Source organism: Phenylobacterium immobile (ATCC 35973), from assembly GCF_001375595.1.
In the GTDB taxonomy this organism is placed as follows: Bacteria; Pseudomonadota; Alphaproteobacteria; order Caulobacterales; family Caulobacteraceae; genus Phenylobacterium; species Phenylobacterium immobile.
The window spans coordinates 1-13003 of record NZ_CVJQ01000005.1 but is presented as its reverse complement, the minus strand read 5'-3'; the positions used below and the strand labels follow the sequence as shown (position 1 = coordinate 13003).

General features: G+C 64.3%; 14 protein-coding genes and 1 pseudogene. 9 read left to right on the top strand and 6 right to left on the bottom strand.

Features of this window, described 5'->3' with window-relative positions; all coding sequences use genetic code 11:
- Positions 1-87: 87 nt before the first annotated feature.
- The 3 genes from BN1313_RS16145 to parA (BN1313_RS16135) all read right to left on the bottom strand — a co-directional run bounded on the left by BN1313_RS16145 (position 88) and on the right by parA (BN1313_RS16135) (position 2123).
- Positions 88-762, bottom strand: a complete 675-nt coding sequence (locus tag BN1313_RS16145; RefSeq protein ID WP_218054412.1) for a hypothetical protein — start codon at positions 760-762, stop codon at positions 88-90.
- A 414-nt stretch (positions 763-1176) separates the two neighbouring features.
- Positions 1177-1410 carry a ribbon-helix-helix domain-containing protein gene (locus tag BN1313_RS16140; RefSeq protein WP_218054414.1) on the bottom strand — a complete coding sequence of 78 codons (234 nt, stop codon included), beginning with the start codon at positions 1408-1410 and terminating at the stop codon, positions 1177-1179.
- 29 nt (positions 1411-1439) lie between these two features.
- Positions 1440-2123, bottom strand: coding sequence for a ParA family partition ATPase (parA, locus tag BN1313_RS16135; RefSeq protein WP_091743332.1), 684 nt, complete (start codon positions 2121-2123; stop codon positions 1440-1442).
- A gap of 128 nt (positions 2124-2251) precedes the next feature.
- Here parA (BN1313_RS16135) and BN1313_RS16130 point away from each other — a divergent pair, with 128 nt between their 5' ends.
- Positions 2252-2704 carry a type II toxin-antitoxin system PemK/MazF family toxin gene (locus BN1313_RS16130; protein ID WP_091743331.1) on the top strand — a complete coding sequence of 151 codons (453 nt, stop codon included), beginning with the start codon at positions 2252-2254 and terminating at the stop codon, positions 2702-2704.
- A gap of 127 nt (positions 2705-2831) precedes the next feature.
- On the opposite strand, the gene BN1313_RS16125 is transcribed toward BN1313_RS16130, so the two are convergent.
- Together BN1313_RS16125 and BN1313_RS16120 are read right to left on the bottom strand one after the other, a co-directional pair.
- On the bottom strand, positions 2832-3398 hold the full coding sequence (locus tag BN1313_RS16125; RefSeq protein WP_141653181.1) for a recombinase family protein: 567 nt from the start codon (positions 3396-3398) through the stop codon (positions 2832-2834).
- A 68-nt stretch (positions 3399-3466) separates the two neighbouring features.
- Complete coding sequence (locus tag BN1313_RS16120; RefSeq protein ID WP_218054411.1) at positions 3467-4036, bottom strand: recombinase family protein; 570 nt, start codon at positions 4034-4036, stop codon at positions 3467-3469.
- A gap of 169 nt (positions 4037-4205) precedes the next feature.
- On the opposite strand from BN1313_RS16120, the gene BN1313_RS17150 reads away from it, so the two are divergent.
- The 8 genes from BN1313_RS17150 (at position 4206) to BN1313_RS16080 (ending at position 11008) form a co-directional block, all read left to right on the top strand.
- Positions 4206-4628: a leucine zipper domain-containing protein gene (locus BN1313_RS17150; protein WP_091743328.1), complete on the top strand. Its 423-nt coding sequence runs from the start codon at positions 4206-4208 to the stop codon at positions 4626-4628.
- An 80-nt stretch (positions 4629-4708) separates the two neighbouring features.
- Complete coding sequence (locus BN1313_RS16110) at positions 4709-5269, top strand: recombinase family protein (protein WP_091743327.1); 561 nt, start codon at positions 4709-4711, stop codon at positions 5267-5269.
- Between the two features lies 1 nt (position 5270).
- Positions 5271-7064: an HsdM family class I SAM-dependent methyltransferase gene (locus BN1313_RS16105; protein ID WP_091743326.1), complete on the top strand. Its 1794-nt coding sequence runs from the start codon at positions 5271-5273 to the stop codon at positions 7062-7064.
- 2 nt (positions 7065-7066) lie between these two features.
- Positions 7067-8128, top strand: coding sequence for a BsuBI/PstI family type II restriction endonuclease (locus BN1313_RS16100; protein WP_218054410.1), 1062 nt, complete (start codon positions 7067-7069; stop codon positions 8126-8128).
- Between the two features lie 313 nt (positions 8129-8441).
- Positions 8442-9098 (top strand): ParA family partition ATPase, encoded by a 657-nt coding sequence (parA, locus tag BN1313_RS16095; protein ID WP_091743324.1) that lies wholly within the window; start codon positions 8442-8444, stop codon positions 9096-9098.
- Entirely contained in the window at positions 9095-9427 is a 333-nt protein-coding gene (locus BN1313_RS16415) for a ribbon-helix-helix domain-containing protein (RefSeq protein ID WP_141653178.1), read from the top strand. Before parA (BN1313_RS16095) ends, BN1313_RS16415 begins: the two co-directional genes overlap by 4 nt.
- A gap of 40 nt (positions 9428-9467) precedes the next feature.
- Positions 9468-10493: a replication initiator protein A gene (locus BN1313_RS16085; protein ID WP_091743323.1), complete on the top strand. Its 1026-nt coding sequence runs from the start codon at positions 9468-9470 to the stop codon at positions 10491-10493.
- Entirely contained in the window at positions 10409-11008 is a 600-nt protein-coding gene (locus BN1313_RS16080) for a hypothetical protein (RefSeq protein WP_218054413.1), read from the top strand. The genes BN1313_RS16085 and BN1313_RS16080 overlap by 85 nt, the downstream gene beginning before the upstream one ends.
- Positions 11009-11875: 867 nt before the next feature.
- Here the strand turns inward: BN1313_RS16080 and BN1313_RS16075 are convergent.
- A pseudogene (locus BN1313_RS16075) lies at positions 11876-12916 on the bottom strand (type IV secretory system conjugative DNA transfer family protein); the annotation flags it as partial.
- Between the last annotated feature and the right edge of the window lie 87 nt (positions 12917-13003).

The following is a 13003-nucleotide window of genomic DNA, read 5'->3' as shown; positions in this document are numbered from 1 at the left end:
AGGGGCAGGAAAGCCTGCGAATAGCATCTGCTGGCATCGTACCGGATTTGTTCGCCCTTAGCGTGCAGATACGTCACTTTCGTGTAGTCACCCCTCATTCCTCTGTTCGACCGCCCGTTCCATACGACTGAAAGCGTTGGCTAGCGGCCCGGAGCCGAACAGCACGGCGTTGCGCTCCTCGGGGTCAACGCCGGCGAGCTGCGCCCGCCGCTCGGCCTGGCGGGCCTCGTGGGCATGGGCGTGGTCGTCAGGCGTGGGCGCATCCTCCCCGGCCCTCCCCAGCAGTCGCTCGGCCGCCGGCGGGAGCGCCAGGCGGTAGGCGTTGGAGGTCTGCTGCACCTGGGGGCCGGCGCCGAGGTTGCCGGTCGGGATGTAGCGGCGCACCCAATCGACGAAGCCATGCCGGCGAAGCGCCTTCAGCGCCGTCACCACGGCGTCTTTGGACCGCTTGGTGCGGGCCATGATCGTCAGGAGCGCGGGCTCCAGCCGCCCCGTCCTGTAGTCCACGAGGCGTAGCAGCTCGCGCAACACCTCGATCGCCACGGTCCCCAGCGGGCCATTGCGGTCTCCTGGCTTCTTCCCGGCCCGCTCGAACCGCTCAGCGGCCGTGAGATACCGTGCCACGTCCTTGGGTTTGAACGGCCGCCAGAACATCCCCTCGAACCGGCCCTGCGGCCGGCTGTGACGGCGCACCGGCTCCACCGGCCGCCCTCCCCGTCCCGGCTCTGCGCCTCCCGCAAAGCCTTCCAATACAAGCTCCATATGCCTTCCCATCGCGTTGGGTCGGCCCTCGCTGGCGCTGCTATCCGATAGGCAAAGCTCCGCCGTCGCCGCCGAAGCGGTTTTTGTTGACTGCGGCTCGGTTTTGGGGGAGCTTCGGGGTTGTCGAACACCCGGCGCTTCCCGCGCCACTGAGACTATCGAACAGCCCGGGCGCCAACCCGGGCTTTCGTCTGTCTGGGCCTCCGCATCCGCCAAGACGCGGGGAACCCAATCAGACGAATCGGCACGACACTTCGCACCGCTACGTCAGCGTGGCGGGATTCGGGACAGTCGGAAATCCACCGCACAGAATCCGCCACGCAACGACGGAGCAGACGGCGCCAAGGTTAACGAGTGCTTAAGAGATTACACGTGAGCGTGCTCACATGAGGACATGTTCATGTGTGAACATGCTCACCGCTCGCCGAAAGGATGCTTTCCGTATTTGCGCATCAGATCGTCGAACGCTTCGCCCATCAGCGCTTGCAGATTGCTCCCCTGCTCCAGCGCCAGCATGTGAAGGCCTCGGCTCACCTCCGGCGAAAAGTAGCCGCTAACAGCTTTCTTACCGTCCCGCCCTCCAAGCTTAGATGCGGCGGCGTTCTCCGGCGCCGCCAGCACCTCAGCGGCGGGCTTGGCCTGAGCCACGCGCGCCGTTCTCATTCCTGCGAATTTGCTCATGCCGCGCGTCCCTTATTGTTCACACGCGAACGTGAGCTCATGTTCACTTGTTCACTTACCCACATCCAAAGCGCTGCAATCTCCTCGGCCGCCTTGCCTTCGGGTTCCGCCTCCTGAGCGGTTCGGCCGCTCGCGGTGCTGTGGTGATAGATAGCGCGCTGGGTCAACATAACCGGCGCGACGCGAAGCCCCAGACCCGCGACCTCAGCCGTCCCCTCGATAAGCTCGCGGGCTTCCCTATAGGTCGTGGGCGCCCGCTGCGGCCCGCCCATAAAGATCACGAACGCTGGCTTGCCAACAGCCGACACGAGGCCCGCCGTGGTTTCGACGGCGGTCAGGTCGAAAGCCTGCGGCCGGCATGGAATCAGCACCAGGTCGGCGGACTTGCACGCCTCCCGAGCCATGATGTCGGCGTGAGGCGGCGTGTCGATGATAGCCAACTCCGCGCCCAGGTCCGCAGCCTGCTGGAGTTTTCGAGGTAGAAGGGAAGGGGAGGCGCAATCGACCACCTCGGGTTCGGCGCCGCCGCGCCATGTGGCCCAATGGCTCGCCGTCGCCTGTGGATCGGCGTCGAGCACGAGAGCGCTGCGCCCGGCCCCTGCGGCTGCCGTGGCAAGGTGGATGGCGAGGGTCGTCTTGCCGGCCCCGCCTTTCTGGCTGACGATCGCGATTGTTCTCATGTGAGCCCTCGCACAAGTGGACGTGTGAACATGTACACGTTTCCTTAATAGGGTGAATGATCGATTAAGAACACTAGCTGGGAGGAGGGGCCTCTCGGTCGCGAGTCGGAAATGGGTTAAGCCAAGCTATGAACGATGGCGCGACAGACGGCGGCGGAGAACGGCCGGCTCCAAAGGGGCCGCTGCCGGAAGAAAAGCCGCAACGGGTCAAGCCCCGGATCATCGCTGCGCCGAAAATCCGGCAGCTCTACTGGTGCGACTTTTGGCGCGATTCCCAGCTCCCTGAGATGTGGAAAACACGTCCGGTCGTCGTGGTGTCCTATAAGAACGCGCTGCACGGCCCTTGCCTGGTCGTCCCGACCTCAACGGACCCACAGGACGACAACCGCTGGGCCTATAAGCTATCGTCCTCCGTAGACGGGCAGGCATCCTGGGCAGTCTGCAATCAGCCCTCCACGATCGCGCCGAGCCGGCTATCTCAGGTCCGGGGTAAAATCCCGCTCGTCTCAGAGGCGGATTTCAATGAGATCCTCGCACGCCTGATGGCGTGGCTACCCAAACCGTTTGATCTTGAAAAATAAACGCTTTGGGCCTATGTAGGCTCTGCGGCTTTGGGAAACCGAATGTCCGTTGCCCGCGAGGGAGCTACACGCCAGGGGAGCCGCAAGGCTCCCCTTGGTTCTTTTGGGCTCCAGGAACGCCTCCACCTCAACCCGCCTGCCGCGCCAGCGTCGCTCTGAGCGTCTTGTCGCTAACCCCATAGGCGCGCGCCACCACGCGCACCGGCTCGTCGCCGGCGAGGCGGGACCGCGCCTCGGTGATCTGCTGGCCATTCATCTTCGGGGGCCGGCCAAGGTGGCGACCGGCGGCCTTGGCGACCGCGATCCCATGCCGCTGCCGGTCCCGCGTGCGCCGGCGCTCGTGCGCGGCCAGGCTGGCGAGAATGTCGGCGATCAATCGGCCGTCGTTCGTGGTGATGTCCAGGGAGGGCAGGGTGAGCACCCGCAACACCACCCCGCGCCGGATCAGGTCGTCCATGAGAAGGATCGCCTCGCCGGTGCTGCGGCCGAGCCGGTCCAGCTCGGTCACCACAAGCTCGTCGGCGGCCTTCAATCCCACCAAGAGCTGATCAAGGCGATGGCGCGCCTTCACCCCGCTCTGGACCTCCTCAATGATCTGGTCGCACTCGGCGGCGCCCAGCGCCGACCGTTGGCGGGCGAGGCTCTGTTCCTCGCTCGAAACCCGTGCGTAGCCGTAGCGCATTTCTTCCACCACCTTTCGTCCCTCCCAAGTAGCTGATTTGCTTGTGAACTCCGACGCTAAATGGCGGTCTATCTCCAGGGCTATGTGGCGAGGACCTGGCGGTTGAGTGTTCGGTACACGGTCGGGCGGGACACCGAGAACAGCTCCGCCAAATCGCTGATCGCGTATTCGCCGGTGCCGTGCATCCGGCGCAGCTCCTTCTGCTGTTTCTCCGAGAGCTTCGGCTGCTTTCCCTTGAGTTTCCCTCGTGCGCGGGCGATCGCCATGCCCTCGCGCGTCCGGAGTCGGATGAGGTCGCCCTCGAACTCGGCGAAGGTGGCCAGGATGTTGAAGAACATCTTCCCCATCGGGTCAGCGGGATCATAGATGCTCGCTCCCAGCTTGAGCTTGACGCCCCGAGCGACCAGGGCGTCGGCGATGGAGCGCGCGTCCGGAACTGACCGGGCCAAGCGATCCAGCTTGGGAACGACCAGCGTGTCGCCGCTGCGGACCGCGGCGAGAGCCTGATCCAGCCCCGGCCGGGAGCGGTTCGCACCGGTCAAGCCGTGGTCGGTGTAGATGCGATCGGCCGCCACGCCGAGCTCCTGGAGCGCCGCGCGTTGGGCGGCGAGGTCCTGCTTGTCGGTGGAGCAGCGGGCGTAACCGATCAAGGTTGTCGTCATGCCGAAAGTGTACGTTAAGCCTCCCCTCAATGAAAGACTCAGCGTACGGGTCTTATGAGACTCCGGAGGTCCTGAGTTTGTGGGGCGCGGTTCGTGCGGGGCGGACCGTCCGTTCAACGATCCTCTTTCGGACACCCGCGCACGTGCGGAGGGCGGCATGGAGCAGCCGGCAGCGCCAATGGCGCTCGACACCGAGGGCGGACAACAGCGCAGGAAAGCGATGGCTCGCTTCGCCGTGCTCCGGCCAGTCCTGGACGATGAAGTTCCGCTCACCTTCGCAGCGAGGGCCGCTGGAGTCCCGCTCCGCACTGCGCAGCGCTGGCTGGCTCGTTATCGCATGCACGGCCTGTCAGGCTTGGAGCGTCTCACCCGCTCGGACGCGGGCGTTCGACAGACGCCGGCCGATCTCGTCGGCTTGATCGAGGGAATGGCGCTCAAGCGGCCGCGGGTCTCAGCCGCCACGATCCATCGGCGGGTCTTCATCCAGATCGAGCGCATCCTGAAGATCAACGGCCTGTCGGTGATCACCGACGACGTGGTCGAAGCTGCCCGGAGCACGCTCGTCATCGGCGCCATATAGCGCTGGAGATCATCCGCCATTTGGCGCTGAAGCTCACAATCGAATCAAGGCTCTATGCGAGAAGAAAGGTGGGGGTAGAAATGCGACACGGTTATGCCCGCGTTTCCACAGACGATCAGAACCTCGCGCGGCAGCGACACGCGCTTACCGCGATCGGCTGCGACCAGATCGTCGAGGAGGTCGAGAGCGGAGTCAAAGCGCGTCGGCGCCTGGATGGTCTGCTCGCCGACCTGCAGTCAGGTGATCAGCTGATCGTGACAGAGTTGGACCGATTGGGCCGGAGCACAGGCGAAGCCGTGATGCTCATGGACGAGTTGATCCGGCGGGGAATTGTCCTAAAGGTCCTCGCCCTCCCCTCCCTCGACATTGCGACCAACGACGGCCGATTGATCGCCGACATTCTCGCTAGTCTGGCCGCCCACGAACGCCGGCGCCTTCGCGACCGGCAACGCCAGGGAATCGCTGCGGCTCGCTCGGCTGGGCGACACCTTGGTCGCCGGCCCAAAATGAACGGGCAACAGATCGGTGAAGCCCGAGCGCGCCTCGCGGCTGACGAGCCAGTTCCTGTGGTTGCGCGCGCCTACGGGGTTACGCCGAAGACCCTACGTGCAACATTGGCGCGCAACGGGATGGGGAACTGACATGAAGTCGAAGCTGCAAGCGGTCGCACCAGCCCGCCTCGATTTCCGTGACTCAGAAACCAGCCGCTATGAGTTGGCGCGCGGGCGCCAACTGGCCCGCGCCTGGGCCTCGACGCTGCCTGAACCCCGCCGCCGCGACCTTGCCGCCGTCTTCACGCGCGCGGCCCTGGTCGCCTACGCCGGCGCGACCCAACCCACCGCAAAGCTCAGCAGCCCCTTTTCGACCCCATATGGCCGCCTTGACGCACCCGTCCAGCAGATGGCCGAGGCGATTGGTCGTGATGCCGCGCCGCTGCCCATGGGCGAAGCACTGCACAATCTGACCGGACTCTATACCGCCCTTCTGGATGGTCGTGAGCGCAGCGCCATGGGGGCTTTTTACACCCCCCCTGCCCTCGCGGGCCGCCTTCTTGACCTAGCAGCCGAACAGGGTGTCGATTGGCGAACGGCTCGGGTTCTGGACCCCGCGAGCGGCGGGGGTGCTTTCCTGTTGCCAGCGGCGGAGCGGATGCGGGCCGCCATGACCGAAGCTGACGCGGCTTTCGTCCTTGGCCAAATCGGAAGTCGCCTCCTCGGCCTGGAGCTTGATCCTTACGCGGCGTGGTTTGGTCAGGCGGCGCTGGAGATCCAACTCGCCGACCTGGCCACGATCGCCCGCCGACCTGTCCCGATCATGGTGCGAGTGGCGGACACCCTCGAAGAGGCGCCCAGCGAGACCTACGACTTGGTCGTTGGAAACCCGCCTTACGGTCGGGTCGCGCTAACCCCCGAACAGCGGCGGCGCTACCAGCGCAGCCTCTATGGCCATGCCAATCTCTATGGCGTTTTCACCGACATCGCCGTGCGATGGACGAAGCCGGGCGGCATCGTCGCCTATCTGACGCCGACCAGCTTCCTTGGCGGCCATTACTACGCTGCGCTGCGAGAGCTTATGGCCCAGGAGGCGCCGCCGGCGGCGATCGATTTTGTCCACGCCCGCAGCGGTGTCTTCGAGGACGTGCTGCAGGAGACCTGCCTGGCGGCCTACTGCAAAGGCGCGAGCCCGGGCCGTGCGCAGGTCCACTATGTGAAGGTCACCAGCGAGCGCGAGGCTACGGTTGTCCGCAACGGCACGATTGGCCTCCCCTCCCCTGCGACCGCGCCATGGTTGGCGCCGCGCGACCCAGAGCATTCCGCCCTCATCGCCGCCGCTGAAAAGATGCCCGCTCGCTTGGCTGACTGGGGTTACAGCGTCTCGACTGGACCGCTCGTTTGGAACCGCTTTAAGGGCCAAATGCGGGAGCGGGCGGGCCGAAATGTACATCCCTTGATTTGGGCCGAATCCGTCACGGCGGATGGCCGCTTCGTCTACCGGGCCGACAAGCGAAACCACGCGCCCTATTTCAAGATCGAGCGCGGGGACGCATGGCTCGTGGTCGAAGAAGCGTGCGTGCTAGTCCAGCGGACGACCGCCAAAGAACAGGTTCGTCGGCTCATCGCCGCCGAGTTGCCGCCCTCGTTTATCGCGGCGCACGGAGGGGTCATTGTCGAAAATCACCTCAACATGGTCCGCCCGGCGCTCAACCCTTCGATATCGCCCGCGACTGTCTCCGCGGTGCTCAATAGCCGGGTGGTTGATGAGCTATTCCGGTGCATCAGCGGCAGTGTCGCGGTGTCAGCCTTCGAGTTGGAGGCGTTGCCCCTCCCTGAAGCATCAGCGATGAGAGGAGTCGAAGAATTGGTGAAGCGCGGGGCTAGCGCCGGCGCGATTGAAGCGGCGCTCCTGAAGCTCTACGCTGGCAGCGCTGCGAAATGAGTATGCCTGCCCTGCTTAGCCGAGACCTCATCCGTATGCGCCTGCAGGAGATTTTTCCCGAGGGAATAGATCGCCGAGCAGACTTGGTGAGCATGGTGGCCGCCAGCACGATTTATACGGCCCTTTATATCGGTGCGATCGAAGGCGAAGACGTGTGGCTTGGACCAAAGCACGTCTATCGGATGACAGTCGACCAAGCCGCCCTGACGGGTGACGCCGATCGCCTCGGCTACATCGCCACTATCCGGCGACCGAATGGCGAAGTTGCAGGGCAGCGTTGGTATCAGGACACCACCCGCGAAAGCATCCGTGATGACACACTGCGAGAAGGTCTGGTTGTCGTCGGCGCCGTCATGATGAAAACGGGCCTCCCAACCACATCAAGCAAACCCCGCTACGCCTTGCGGGCTGATTTTGCGGCGCTTTTCGATCCTCTTCTGGAGGGAAATGCCCTCGACACGGCACTCAGCGACTGGCGTTCCGCCAAGCTCAATAAGGGTGCCTTAGCGCGGTTGGCGATCGTTCGCCAAGGTGCGGGTCAGACCGCTGACGCTGTTCTAGTGAAATTCCCGAACGGCGAAACACGCCTGATGTCGCCAGGTCCCAGCTCGGAAATTACACGGGCCGTGGTGGAGGTTTTCGCCATTAGGTTCTTGGCAAAGCCCGCCGTTCTGTCGATCAGCGAAAGCGGTAACAAAGTGGTCCAGCGCGACCTCGCGCTGGCACAGTCGGTTGGATTGAACATCCAGGCGGACGAAAATTTGCCGGACGTGGTTCTCGTGGACCTCGAGCCTGAACATCCCCTTTTGGTGTTTGTTGAAGTCGTCGCGAGCGATGGGCCAGTTGGTGTGCGACGGAAGGCTGCCCTTGAGAAACTGGCTACTGGGGCCGGCTTTCCCACGGAGCATGTCGCATTCGTGACGGCCTATCTTGATCGCAGCGCCGGGCCATTCAAGAAGACCGTCAACAGTCTGGCCTGGGGGACTTATGCGTGGTTCGCCGCTGAGCCTGAACAGCTGATGATGCTTAGCGAGAACACAGCCCGCCTTCGCGGTCGCCCTTAGAATTGATCAGGAGGTGCGTCCACACGAGGACGTGTCCACGTGTGGCGGGTTTCTCACTGCCGAGCCCCCTCCCCTCGCGTGGGAACGGGAATCGGTGCATTCAATGTGTCCACACGAGGACATGTGGAGCGCCATCGTTCCCTGTTATTGAAACGTTAACAGTTCCCGGCGAGAGTTGGCTTGTGGACGTGTCCACACGTCGGGTTGCGGACATGTTGGTCTGCGGAGGCGTGGACACGAGGACGCGCCCACATGTCGAACCATCCTCGTGTCCGCGTGTGGACGTGAGGACACCGATAGGGGTCAGCGCGCCATGAAGACCATTTCCATCGTCAGCCAGAAAGGCGGGGTCGGGAAGACGACCCTGGCCGTTCATTTGGCCGTCGCAGCCGCGAACGCGGGCTATACGGTCGCCTTGATCGACCTGGACCCACAGGCGACAGCAGCGCAGTGGGCCGACTGGCGGGGAACAGACAATCCCGCCGTGGTCGCCGCGCCGCACGCCAGGCTTGGCCCGACTCTGGCCGAGGCCCAGAAGGCCGGCGTTGATCTCGTGGTGATCGACAGTCCGCCGGCGGCCGATAGCGCCGCCGTCGCCGCCGCCAAGGCCGCCGACCTCGTTCTGATCCCGACGCGGGCCTCAGCCTTCGACCTTCACGCCATCAAGACGACGGCGGAGCTAGTCAGGGTGGCTCAGAAGCCCGCCTATGTGGTGCTCAACGCCGTTCCGCCCCGCGCTACCGCCCTGATCGAGGAGGTCGCGACGGTGATCAGCAGCTTGCAGCTCGCTATCGCGCCGGTGTGCCTAGTTGATCGGGCCGCTTTCCGCCATGCGGTGATCAACGGCCAGGCGGCGGCGGAGTATGAGCCGGCCGGCAAGGCGGCCGAGGAGGTTGATCGGCTTTACACGTGGGCATGTGGACGCCTGGACATGTCCACACGTCCCCACCCTGAAAGGGCAGTGGCATGAGCGCGCGTCCCAGCCTTTCCGCACGCCTTGCCCAGGCGGCCGGTCCCGCGCCGGCGCCGGCGCCGGCGCCGGCGCCGGCATCAGCTCCAGTCGCCAGCCCCGCCTCGCCACGCCCGGCTCGGGCTCGCAAGGCGGCCGAGATGCCCGTGGCCGCGCCTGCCAAAGCTCGCATCGGCAAGACCATGGTCGCGGGATATTTCTCGCCGGAGATGGCCCGCGCGGTGAAGCTCCTCGCCGTCGAGCGTGGCGTGACCGTCCAGGCGCTCATCGGCGAGGCGCTGGATCTCGTCCTGCGCCAGGCCGGCAAGCACCCGATGGGGGAGCGATGACCTCCGCGTTCCCAAACGCGGGTAGGGCAGGGGAGGGCACATGAGCGCCCGCACCGATCCACACCCAATTCGGGACTTCTTCATCGCCGACTTGATCGACTACGCGCCCAAGGACAGCGCGGAGATGATGGAGCGACCGTTTTTCTCCATCGCCAAGCGTAAGCGCAACAAGCCGATCCATTACGAGACCCCGGACGGCAAGCTGTGGATCAAGGTCAACGGCAATCCGACCCACGGCATGGCGACGATTTGGGACGCCGATATCCTGATCTGGTGCATTTCTCGGATCGTGGCGCAGCGCGACGCCGGCAAGAACGACTTGCGGCCGACCATTCACACGACCCCATACGAGCTGCTCAAGGGGATCGCGCGCGGCACCAGCGGCCAGGACTACGTCGAACTGCTACGGGCCATCAAACGCCTGCGGACCACGGAAGTTGAGACCAATATCCGGGCCGGCAAGCGCCGCTACACCGCTTTCCACTACCTCGGTGACATCGAGGGGGAGGGGGAGGGGATCGACGACCCAGAACAGCTCAAGAGCCTGACGTTGCGCGTCCCGGACTGGCTTCTGGACGGCATCATGAGCGGGAACATCCTGACGCTCGATAGGGAGTATTTCCTGCTTACCGGCGGCATCGAGCGGGCGATCTACCGCGTCGCGCGCAAGCACGCTGGATCTCAGCCGCATGGCTGGACGGTCAAGATGACCACGCTCTACGACAAGACCGGCAGTGAATCGCCGTTGAAGAAATTCACCTTTCGCATTCGGGAGATGTGCCGCGCCGATGAACTCCCGCGCTACGCGATGCGGGAGACCGCGACGCAGGACGGTAGCCCGGCGGTCCACTTCGTCGATCGCATGTATGCCCAGGAAGCCGTGAAGGAACGCCGAGGAGCCGATAAGTCCCAGCGCGGGCGGGAAGACGCCCGCGCCGCCTGGATAGACGCTCAGCGCGACCCACGGGACTTTGATGGGGCATGGTCGGCCTGGATCGAGGGCGGGTATCCGCCCGATGGTTTCGCGACGGCCTGCGCCGATCGCCGCGCGAACATGCCGAGCTAGATCCGCCGGTGTCGAAAGCTGGCGACGGCGATGTTGGAGCTGATTTGGCCGCCTTGAGTGCGCGAGGACTGATGATGCTCAGCGCTGCGGCCCATGACGAACTGCGCGCTCGGGGCGTCATCCGCACGTCCAATGCCACGGGCGACTATGCCGAAAATCTCTTCGCCAAGGCGTTCGGATGGCAGTTGGAGAGAAACTCCAATGCAGGGTTCGACGCCTTGCATGACGGTACGCGATTTCAGGTGAAATGCAGGCGCATTACGCCCCGCAATCCCTCGCGCCAGCTGGGCGAATTTGGGAACCTGGAAAAGGCTCGCTTCGACATATTGGCAGCGGTTCTATTCCAGTCGGACTTCTCGATATTGCGGGCGGCGCTCGTGCCTTTCGACGTGGTTCGCCTGAGAAGCACAATCGTTTTGGACCGGTCACGCTTTTATCTGCGTGACCCGATCTGGGACGAGCCAGGCGTGCATGACGTGACCGCCGACCTGAAACGGGTGGAAGAAACGCTCTGACTGAGGCTGATCCTCAGCGCCGGTTTGAGGGGAGGTGGCGCTGTCGTGGCTTTAGGAACCCGACTCAATCCGTTGAGCGCACAGGGGATTGTGGCACGTGGTTTCAGGAACCGGGGAGGGGGCCTGAGTCGCGGATCAAGGCCCGATTCGGCCTCTGAAGGCGAGTCCAAGGCAGAAAGGGAGGGCCGGAGGGCGGCCATTGCCCGGTTTTACCGGGCAATCCAGGTTCGTGGTATTAGGAACCGGCATTCTTTGGCCAAGCACGTGGTTTTAGGAACCAGCGAAGGTCCAGCCGAGGGCGGTGGAGGCCCGTGGTATTAGGAACCTTTGGTGACGTGGTTTCGGGAACCCATCCCGCGTGGTTTCGGGAACCAGCCCCCGTGGTAACGGGAACCCGCCCTGAAATTTTTCTCAGGGAAAACAAAGAGATAGTAAGGATTTGATTCGGCTTAACTCTTTAACTTTCCTATATCTAACAGAATCTCTTCTAACGGCCGGATCAAGAAAAAGAGAAGCATAGTCTCCGCCTCTTGGGGGCTACGCCCCCGCCAGCTCGCTACGCGGCTACGCCGCTTCGCCCCGGATCGCCTTGGCGATCCTCCCACCCGGCATCCCCCAAAAGGAATCGGCCGTAGGCCGATAAATTATTCGCTTGAGAAGGTCTGACAGACCGTTCAGCGCCAAAAACTTGCCCAACAAGCGGCTGTATTGCCCTCCAAAAGTGTCCTCCGAGGGAGGCCAGGCATTTTTGGCGGGGAAACCCAGGAACCCAAGTGGGCTGCATCGACGGCGGTAAGCAGGTTCGCGTGCGAGGGCGGGTTCCCGGGAATTGAGGGGGAGGGGCCTCGTCGCTGGCCGATCCGGCGATCAGTTCGCCAAATTCCGGAACGCCGGGTCTTCGAAATATCGGATTTTCGCGGCGATCACCGGCGCCTCGCCCTGGCGCAGGAGAATTTCCAGGCTCGAATCCAGCCGCATGATCTCGTCGGGCGTCATCAGCTCGCGCCGCGACAGGTGGGTGGAGACCGAGGCGCTCTTGGTCTCGAAAAGCTGCATTCCGCCACGCGAGGTGCTGGTTCCCGTAGTTTGATAGCTCATGGTCGTCGCGCCGATCGACTTGGACACCCAGCTCGCGGTCTCGACGTCGGCGACGTTGAAGATCTGCACCAGGCCCGCGTTGGAGACGAAGGTTCCGGCCCGCTCGCCATAGGTGCTCCAAAGCTGGTGCATGTCCTGGAGGATCGGCCAGAGCTGGAGGCCGTAGCCCGCCATCAGACCGAAGGCCCGTTCGACGGGTTCGAGGCGGCCGAGGGCGGCGAACTCATCGAGCAGGAAGAGCACCGGCGTGGCCGGCCGGGCAGGGGAGCGGGCCAGGTCGTGGATCGCCTGCGCCACCATCAGCCGCAGCCAGCGGGAATAGGCGTCCAGGCGCTCCGGCGGCAGGACCAGGAAGACCGTCGCCTTGGCTTCTTTTAGATCGGCGAACCGGAAATCCGAGCTGGCCATCATCAGGTTGATGCGGGCGCTGTCGAGGAAATGGGTGTGCCGTTGCGCCGAGGAGAGGACGCCGGAGGCCTCGCGGTCGCTCTTGCCCAGGTGACGATTGGCGGCGCGGCGGATCAGACCGCCGGCGCCCATGGTCTCCTGCATGATCTTGAGCGCGGCGGCGAAGTCGCCAGGACTGAGGGTCAGCAATTCCCGCACGGTGGCCAGCGTCCGAGTCGCGGCGGGTTCCTCGCAAACGACGTAGAGGATCAGGCCGGCGATCAGCGCCTTGGCTTCCTCATTCCAGTGGGCCTCGCCGACCTGGCCGGGCGGATCGTGGACCAGGGCGTCGGCGAGGAGGGCGGCGTCTTCGGCCAGGTCTAGGCTGTCGGGATCGAGACCGGCCAGGGGGTTGAAGGGGTGACTACACGAAAGTGACGTATCTGCACGGAAAGGGCGAACGGATAGCGAACGTCACGCGGCAAGTAGGGAGTTGACGGCGCGCAGCGG